The organism is Patescibacteria group bacterium, from assembly GCA_020148045.1.
Lineage (GTDB): Bacteria > Patescibacteriota > Minisyncoccia > Minisyncoccales > GWA2-38-27 > JAHCRG01.
On sequence record JAHCRG010000018.1, the window covers coordinates 1 to 8,994 of the forward strand.

Below are 8,994 nucleotides of genomic sequence, written 5' to 3' on the forward strand. Positions count from 1 at the left end.
GCAAATTTTTGCCCAAAGGTCTTTTCCCCGAAAAAAACAAGAAAATTGCCTTCGGCAATGACTCTCTGCAATTTTCGAAGTGGTATCCTTCCTATACCAGATAAAAAATCCCTCCCCAAGGAGTCAGAGGAAATTTTGAACTGGTCATTTGAAAACCTCAGTAATAATCCAGATTATTAAGAAAATTAGTCCTAAAATCATTCCAGCTACGAAATGGCGCCAGTATTTATTGAAATAGGAGTCCATGCTGATTTACCTTGATTTTAGCCGCTTTTGGAGTTACAATACCCCAAGTAAGTGTGATTAAATAGTTATTAATATAATAATACCATTAAAATAGTAACAAGTCAAGGGAAAAATGCTATCAAAAAGATTAAAAGAATTGCGTAAACAAAAAGGTTGGTCGCAGCAAAGATTAGCTGAGAAAACAGGTCTATCTTTTAATACAATTACTAAGATAGAACAAGGGCTTGGCAAGCATCCTACGCTAAAAACACTAATCAGATTGACAGATATATTTAAGATTGGCCTGGACGAATTAGTAGGAAGAAAATGATTGACAAGAATGGTATACTATGATAGAATTTGAATTAGACAAAAGAATAGAAGTAAGTGGTGCGTTCGAAGGGGGAACCTCCACGATAAACAAGTAAAACCTTCGCTTTATAAGCGAAGGTTTTTTATTTAGAGCTTAGAACAGGGTTCGATAAGGAGATTAATAGATATGGCTAAAAACTCTCTGCCAAAATCAGAAGCAATAAAAAGTCTAGTTTATACAGCTGTAGAATCTTATGCTGAAGGGTTTCAAGCGCGACATGAAGGAGAAAAGGACGACCCCGATGGCACTATCAATATGAAGATACACAATGTATTTATAGCAGCCTTGGGTCCGGAAATACAATTTTTTACGGCACTAGTTCGATCGCTCGATAGCTCTTTAGGGAATATGTTAGAAAAGCTAGCAATAAATATTGCTAATTTTTCATATGAGGTAAAAAAACGCGTCGAAGGACCCTTAGGCGTTGAACAAACAAGAGGCATAGCGGAGTTACTAGAAAAGTACAAGAGAAGAGAAATCGCACCACCCACAGTAGAAGACTACCAGTTTTTAAGAACAAAACCAACTGATCAATCTCTACAAACCAAAAGACATGAAAGTGATTACTATTTAATTGATAAAGAAACAAAAAAACATTTCTTGATTGAACTTAAAATTGGCGGAGATTTGGATAATAAAAAGGCGCGTTCCGAGAAAGAAGCTCTTTTAGAGCAATTTGCCATATTGTCGAATACATTACCAGGAAATACAGACCTTAAACTTTGTTTCGCAACTGCCTACAACAGATATGGTGAAGATAAACCCTGGAAACAAGAGCGCGTACGGCAATTCTTTGCTGATGATGAGCTGCTTATAGGAAAAGATTTTTGGAATTTTGTTTGCAAAGGTGAAGATGGCTATGACACAGTCTTGGGTGCTTATAAAGAAAAAGCTCATTTAATCAAGGAAGCCGTAGACACAATTAAGAAGAAGTATCTGGAGTAAAGAATGAAAACAATGGTGCAACCTTTAATTAAATGGCCCGGCGGGAAGTCGAGAGAATTTACTCATATAAAAGATTTAATTCCAGCTTTTGACCGATATATCGAACCTTTCTTTGGTGGAGGTGCGGTTTTCTTTCAAATAAGGCCACATAGAGCTATCATTAATGATATATGTAAAGAATTAATGGACTTCTATAGATTTGTAAAGGGTGAGTATGATAAAGAAAAATTTAAAAAGGAACTGTATGAATATGTGCTGAATTGGGAAAAAGTCCCTAAGTATCTCAGCATATTCGAAAACCAATTTATAGCGTTATATGATAGATATAAGCGAGCCAAAATTACAGAAGAGCAATTAAGAACAGAGATAAATAGTAGTATAAAAAAATCGGAAAACAAATTCAATGGATTATTTGATGAAAAATTTTGCTTAGATAGGCAAAATTTATTAAAAGAAATTATATCAAATTTAGTTTCAAAAATTTGCCGAACAAAACAAGTTGAAAAAGAACGAGGCAAATTGCCCAAGGGCGATCTGGAGAAAAACATTGAAACTGCCTTTAGGAGCGGTTTCTATATGCATTTTCGAGATGTAATGAATTTTAATGGTAATAAATACAAGATTGGCTTGGCAAAAGAGATAGCAAATTACTATTTTATACGGGAATTTTGTTATGGTTCAATGTTTAGGTTTAATGCAAATGGCCTTTTCAACATTCCCTACGGTGGCATAGCTTATAATTCAAAAGATTTTAGAGGAAAAGTGGATTACATTTTTAGTGAGGACATAGGGAGACTTTTTAAAAATACAACGATAAAAAATCAGGACTTTGAACATTTTTTTAATACTTACAAATTTGGTAGAAAAGACTTCATCTTTTTAGACCCTCCTTATGACACAGATTTTAGTGATTATGAAAAGAAGGCTTTTGATAAAAGGGATCAAGAGAGACTAGCGCATTGTTTGTGTAAAACACAGGCCAATTTTATCCTTATTATTAAAATGACACCTTTTATTTTCAAATTATATGATGAAAAAAAGGGTATTAAAATAGGTAAATTTGAAAAAACATATTTATATAATGTAAAAGGTAGGAACGAAAGAAATGCCGAACACCTTATTGTCTACAACTTCTAATATATCTCATTTCGAGCAAAAAATAAATACAGTGATCCATGGCGATTGCATTGAAGTTTTAAAGACTTTTTCCAACGATACATTTGATTTGATTTTTGCCGATCCACCTTATTATTTACAATTGCCAAAAGGGAAGAGATTGAAACGTCCAGACGGTTCAGAAATAATTCCCGTAGATGACAAATGGGATAAATTCAAAGATTACGAGGAATTTGATGCCTTTACTCTGAATTGGCTGACCGAATGCCAAAGAGTTTTAAAGCCTACTGGAACTATTTGGGTTATTGGCATGTACCACAATATATTCAGGGTAGGAAAAATAATGCAAGACTTAGGCTTGTGGTTTTTAAATGACGTAATTTGGGTTAAAATGGGTGCATTGCCCAATTTAAATGGGCGAAGATTTACCAATAACCATGAAACCTTAATTTGGGCTGTGAAAAACAAATATTGCAAAAGCTATACTTTTAACTATGAGTTATTAAAAGAAATAAATGCTGGCAAGCAAATGAAAGACACAGATTGGGTGTTTCCTATTTGCACAGGAGCTGAGAGACTAAGAGATAAGGACGGCATAAAAGTGCATACGGCACAAAAGCCCATAAATCTCATCAAGCGTGTTATATTGACCGCAAGTAACAAAGATGATCTAGTTCTCGATCCATTCCTTGGTAGTGGAACAACAGCAGTTGCAGCCCAAGAACTTGGCAGAAACTGGATTGGAATTGAGAAAGAAAAAAAATATATAGAGGTAGCAAAGAAAAGAATTTCTAAAGCGTAAAGCACGAGAAAAGTTATGACAGAAAAATTTGTAAGGCGAGCAATAATAGATTGGCTTAGTCGTAAGGGGTACAGTCGAGGCCTCAGAGAGAAGCATACAGACGAGCATGGCGTTGATATTAAAGTGAGACATAATAATTATGCTCGCTATTTTATAGTAGAGACTAAAGGAGGTACGGACGCCAAAAAAGTTAAGCATCCTCGTTCAAGAAGAGAGGTTTATTTTATTTACGTTCTTGGGCAGATAGCGACAAGGATGAATACTACTGCGAGATACAATTATGGGGTTGGTTTACCCGACACCTATAGAGAGAAAGTTATGCGTCGCCTTCCTTGGCAATTTTGCAAGAATAATAATTTGTTTATATTCCTTGTCAATAAAGAAGGAAAAGTAAATCAATTTAACTGGAAGCAGCTTAAGGCACACCAAGGTAGATTGAAAAGATTTAGAAGATAATTCTGTTGTTTTTCTGTAATTTCCACTTTGGGAATAGGGCGGGTTCCGGGACAATTTGGAGAATGGTGGGCACTCGATAGGAGGCACAATGCTAGATATTAATCTAGTTAAGCAAAAATTACAAGACTTAATCAATGAAGAAAGGCTTAATAAAAATATAACGGATATTAGATTCGAGCCTAATAAAGGCAGATATTTTGTTATTTTGGATAATAGCGGAGAGGCTGTAATAATTGAAGAGTGGATGGAGGACTATTTAGAAGGTCAAGATCTTGACAGGAGAGGACAAATAATCCGGTCTATCAAGAATGCAGCTGAATGGAAATAGGTAAACGCTAGGTAAATAGCTATATTAAATAGAGTGTCGATAGTAAGAACTAAGTTACCCTATGCTTTCACCCAAAAGTGAAAACATCGAGCATTCTTAGGGTAGATAATTCTACCGTCTCTCCGGATATACCGGCAGAAGACCTCAATCATAGGAGCTGATACTGAATAGCGCTTTTGGCGCTTTTCAGCTTTACTCCTTTGCTTCATTCAGAAACCTCCTTTCCAAGGGGCTAGATTCCTTAAGCATCCCCTCAAGAAAGGAAGTAAGATAATTGCTAGGAGGGGGCTAAGCAAGAGCTAGCCTGAAAAGGAAGCTTTGAATTACAGGAGTCTTTTACTCCTATAGTTTTCCTATCGACACTCAAAGAACAGTATATCTTGTTGCAACGTCATACTTTCCAGTGAGTTAAGGCATTTATTTTAACACAGAGAAATTGATAAGTCAAGGTAATTTCTCTGCATTTGAACTGCCGATATCAGCTATTTTCGACGCCCCACTTTCCGCTTTGGGGATAGGGTGGTTTTGGGGGCAATTTGGGCAATAGTAGTATATAAATTGAATAATGAAAACTTTCTCCGAATATTCTTCGAAACTTTCACCTCATATTGAATTTGATCCTAGAGCCTTCATTGGGACTGAAGACATCCCCCAAGAATTATGCAATTTTATTTTAGCTTTAGCCCTAGCATACAATGATTACAAAGATTATAGTATAAATTATCACATGCACTTAAACTCTGAACCAAAAGGTAAGCCGCAAAGAAACTCTGCATGGGGTGAATATGCGGGTATTAAGTTTCATATTATTCGTCTTCATATTGCTTTTGTTCACGAGCTATTCAAGTTAATTCAAAACAATAAAAAAATCCTAAAGCATTCATTTTTTGAAGAAATAATCAGAGTTCTTAATAAAAAAGCTCGCAAATCTTGGACACTCCTTATTGACATTGCTTTAGCTGACGAATCAGCCCCTAAGAAATCTAATCCACTACATATGATAAGAAATAAAGTGGCCTTTCACTATGATGCGAAAGAGTTATTAGCAGGATACAAGAAGGGCTTTTTCGAGAACGGAGAGATTCTAGAAAATGCTTGCATTTCACTTGGTAATACAATAGAGAATGCAAGATTCTATTTTGCTGATAGGGCTATTCAGGCATACGTAGAGAAAGGTCTAAATGCTGATATGAAGAGTTTTATTGTGTCCTTTGGAAAAATTATGCGTGATATAAATGTAGCATTATATAATATATGTGTAAGGTTCATACAGAGAAGGGGTTTTGCTTGGAGAAGACCTCATTAGCATAGAGACTGTTTCTTGATGTAAGTAATAGGAAAATAGGACAGTTTCCCGAACAATTTGTGAAACTGTAGTATATAATGGAGCATCAAGATGAAAGTATTTGTAGCAATGCCATTTGATGATAAAGTATCTAAAAGCTTGTATGACCATTCAATAAAACCAGTTTGTAAGAAACTCGGGCTTTCAGCGATTAGAGCAGATGAGATTTTTTCGACAAACCCAATTCTTGAAGATATCATTGGAACTATTGAAAGTGCAAAGGTTATAATTGCAGACATCACTGGAAGAAATGCAAATGTTTTTTATGAACTAGGAATGTCCCACATCTTGAAACGTAGTCATACTGTGATGATCACACGAGATGCCCATAGAGATGTTCCCTTTGATGTTGGGCATTTCAGAATTATAAAGTATAACAACAGCATTGCCGGGAAGACAAGATTTGAGAATAATCTTGAACAGACTCTTAAGACAATCCTTGCCGATCCGAGAGTACACAAAGCAGATGAATTCACACAAGTTGAAAAAATATTTAGGTTATTAGAGCGCAGAAGTGAGTTAAACAATATTGTCGCTCGTAGAGCACTTGGTTTTTCTCCAGACATTGAATCAATCTGGGGACATGAAGTCTTTGATCTAAATGGTTTCCTTTCGGCTGCCGTTAGCATATACGGTATCTCAAGTTTTAGAGGCTGTCATGGCTTGGGATATGTTGAATTTACCGATAAAACCATTAACTTTACTCCAACAGGAGAGGCCTTTGCGGACTTTCTTATAGAAATGGGTTATCGTTGTGCTTATGTAAACGGGAAGATCTTAATTAAAGGGCACAAACCCAGCGAGCTTACGAAGAAAGAAGAGTATAGAACGAAAAGAACTATTTAGGACTATTTTCTAAACTAACCGAGGAGTCGTTTCAAATAGATAAGTATTGTGCCCCCAAAACTGCCCATATACAGCTGAAAAGAATTACGAAAAATAGAAAAGTAGAGTTGAAGTCATTTTCTTTTTATGAGGAAAGTATAAGCCGGTATCTTGATGAAGAAACTTAGATAAAAAATGAATTTATTTTATAAGGAAAAGACATAATTTTTAGTCTAGGAGCCTCAAGATTTATCTTGAGGCCGTTTGGTTTTAGGTGTATAATAAAAGGCAAATTTCTCCGGTTGAAAATAGGACAGGTTTCCGATTGAGTTGAGAAACGGTAGGTATAAGATATACGGTTTAAGGAATATAATTTATGCATAGAAAAAAAGAAATTAAATTCCGAAAAGCATCACGCACTTTTTTGCTAGAAAAAGTCAAAGAGTTTGATTGTGGCGCAAAAGCATTGGCTGAATTACCTGAAATTGGATCTTTATTTTTAGCTATGTCTTATGATAAAAAATATAAAAAAGTCGAGAAAGCTATTAAAGACTTTTTTAAAGATATTTATACAGTTTATATGGCTAGAGATTGTATGGGCATTCTTTTAGAAGGTATTTGCGATAAAATACAAGAGGCGGACTTCGGCATTGTAGTTTTGGCTGGATTGAAGAAATATGTGAAGAAAAGAAGAGCGTGTATTACGAAAATGAATGTTCCATTTGAGTATGGAATGCTCCAAATTCTTAATAAGCCAGTTATGTTAATTTCTGAGGAAAATTTAGATCTAGACATAAAGACAGAATTTAGCGATATAAGTAACAAACAATATGGTGAAAAATTTACACTTCATAGACAACAAAAAAGAATTCAAAGACGTATAGGTACGATATTTAATAAATTTATTCCTGAATTAGCAAAAGATAGCGCAAAAAGAGCCCTTGAATGCGAACCCATTCGTAAGTTAGCTTACTCTAAGGCAAAAAAGCTTGAGGCGGAATTGAAAAAAGTTTATAAACCTATGATAGAGAACGACTTTAAAGATAGAATAAAATAAGTTAAGGAGAATAAACTTTGGTAAAAGAAAAAGACTTTGAAAAAGTAAAGAAAGCCTCCAAAACAATAAATAAAATGCTCGATTCTAAAAATATAAAAATGCCCTCCGTTTATTATTACAAAATTGGGAGATTTTATTTTAAAGCCAGAAAATATAAGAATGCTCTTGAGCAGTTTAGAAAAGCGCTTAAAATAAATCCTAAGAAAGCAACTTATTATCTCAGTATGGCCCAAACATTGTCGTATCTCGAAGAAAACCAAAAAGCATTAGAATATGCCAAGAAGACAATCAGGCTTGATTCAAATTTGATTTTGGCCTGGTGTTTAAAAGGTTCTTTGGAAGGTTCCTTAGGTAACTATAAACAAGCCTTGGCAACTTTTAAAAATAATATAATTGCCAGTAGTAAATGTTCGAAAGATTGTGTATCATTACCACATGATATTGGACTTACTTATTTAAAACTTCATAATTATCGCATGGCAATTAAATATTGTGACAAAGCCTTAAAGAGAGGTCCAAAGAACAAAATACAAAAACTATGGCTTTTGAAAGGTATTTGTTTTGGTAATTTGGACAAACATAGAAAAGCATTAGAATATTTTAATAAAATACTAAGAATTGCCCCAAATGATCCAGATGCTATATTAAATAAGATTACTACTTTAAATTGCCTTGGTAAATATAAATTAGCAATGGAATGGATAAATAGGGCGCTAAAAATTTTACCTAAGGACGATCATGCATTAATGATGAAAGCTCTTGCGCTAGAACGGGTTGGTCGGTATAAAGAATCTTTGAAATACTTTAATAAATCAATTCAGATTAACCCAAAGAATGACGTAGCTTTAACAAATAAAGGCAGTCTTCTTTGTCGGCTTAATCGCCACGAAGAAGAAATAAAATGTTATGAAAAAGCAATAAAGTTTAATCCTCGTAACCATGTTACTTTAGCAAATTATGGACATGAGCTAATAAAAAAAGGAGCGATCTCGAAAGGCTTGAAAAGTATTAGTAAAGCTTTAAGGATTAATCCTAACTATACATTTGCTCTTTGTTCCAAAGCTTATGCCTTGCATTTGCAGCGAAAAAATAAATTGGCGATCGCATGTTTAAAAAAAGCTATTAAAATCAATAATAAGGATGCTGCTGTTTTTTATAATTTAGCTTGTCTTTGCTCTTTAATGAATAGAAACAACGAAGCATTTGGAATGCTTAGAAAAGCAATTCAAATGAATAAAAATTACAAAATAGAAGCAAGAGAAGAACCCGATTTTAAAAATATACAAAATGACCCTAGATTTAAGAGGCTTATAAATTAAACATATCATTATTAAATCTACGTTTTTCTTATCACTTTATATTTGAGAAATTTCTACCTTTACCTCAAAATTTCCCCTGACTCCTTGGGGAGGGATTTTTTATCTGGTATAGGAAGGATACCACTTCGAAAATTGCAGAGAGTCATTGCCGAAGGCAATTTTCTTGTTTTTTTCGGGGAAAAGACCTTTGGGCAAAAATTTGC

Annotated in this window: 11 protein-coding genes; 10 read left to right on the forward strand and 1 reads right to left on the reverse strand. The window is 34.4% G+C overall.

From position 1 onward, the window contains the following. Positions 1-144: 144 nt before the first annotated feature. On the reverse strand, positions 145-246 hold the full coding sequence (locus KJA13_04085; GenBank protein MBZ9578172.1) for a DUF624 domain-containing protein: 102 nt from the start codon (positions 244-246) through the stop codon (positions 145-147). 112 nt (positions 247-358) lie between these two features. Between KJA13_04085 and KJA13_04090 the strand changes: the two genes are divergently transcribed. The 10 genes from KJA13_04090 to KJA13_04135 all read left to right on the forward strand — a co-directional run bounded on the left by KJA13_04090 (position 359) and on the right by KJA13_04135 (position 8,791). Then, positions 359-556, forward strand: a complete 198-nt coding sequence (locus KJA13_04090; GenBank protein ID MBZ9578173.1) for a helix-turn-helix transcriptional regulator — start codon at positions 359-361, stop codon at positions 554-556. A gap of 168 nt (positions 557-724) precedes the next feature. Continuing rightward, positions 725-1,543, forward strand: coding sequence for a TdeIII family type II restriction endonuclease (locus KJA13_04095; protein ID MBZ9578174.1), 819 nt, complete (start codon positions 725-727; stop codon positions 1,541-1,543). Positions 1,544-1,546: 3 nt separating this feature from the next. Then, positions 1,547-2,680 (forward strand): DNA adenine methylase, encoded by a 1,134-nt coding sequence (locus KJA13_04100; GenBank protein ID MBZ9578175.1) that lies wholly within the window; start codon positions 1,547-1,549, stop codon positions 2,678-2,680. Continuing rightward, entirely contained in the window at positions 2,649-3,461 is an 813-nt protein-coding gene (locus KJA13_04105) for a site-specific DNA-methyltransferase (GenBank protein MBZ9578176.1), read from the forward strand. The genes KJA13_04100 and KJA13_04105 overlap by 32 nt, the downstream gene beginning before the upstream one ends. A gap of 15 nt (positions 3,462-3,476) precedes the next feature. Next, positions 3,477-3,917 (forward strand): hypothetical protein, encoded by a 441-nt coding sequence (locus KJA13_04110; protein ID MBZ9578177.1) that lies wholly within the window; start codon positions 3,477-3,479, stop codon positions 3,915-3,917. 88 nt (positions 3,918-4,005) lie between these two features. Continuing rightward, a complete protein-coding gene (locus KJA13_04115; GenBank protein MBZ9578178.1) occupies positions 4,006-4,245 on the forward strand; it encodes a hypothetical protein in 240 nt (79 codons plus the stop codon). Positions 4,246-4,810: 565 nt separating this feature from the next. Continuing rightward, positions 4,811-5,551: a hypothetical protein gene (locus KJA13_04120; GenBank protein ID MBZ9578179.1), complete on the forward strand. Its 741-nt coding sequence runs from the start codon at positions 4,811-4,813 to the stop codon at positions 5,549-5,551. A 90-nt stretch (positions 5,552-5,641) separates the two neighbouring features. Continuing rightward, positions 5,642-6,436, forward strand: coding sequence for a hypothetical protein (locus KJA13_04125; protein MBZ9578180.1), 795 nt, complete (start codon positions 5,642-5,644; stop codon positions 6,434-6,436). A 355-nt stretch (positions 6,437-6,791) separates the two neighbouring features. Further along, a complete protein-coding gene (locus KJA13_04130) occupies positions 6,792-7,472 on the forward strand; it encodes a hypothetical protein (GenBank protein MBZ9578181.1) in 681 nt (226 codons plus the stop codon). A gap of 17 nt (positions 7,473-7,489) precedes the next feature. Next, positions 7,490-8,791 carry a tetratricopeptide repeat protein gene (locus KJA13_04135; GenBank protein MBZ9578182.1) on the forward strand — a complete coding sequence of 434 codons (1,302 nt, stop codon included), beginning with the start codon at positions 7,490-7,492 and terminating at the stop codon, positions 8,789-8,791. Positions 8,792-8,994: the final 203 nt, after the last annotated feature.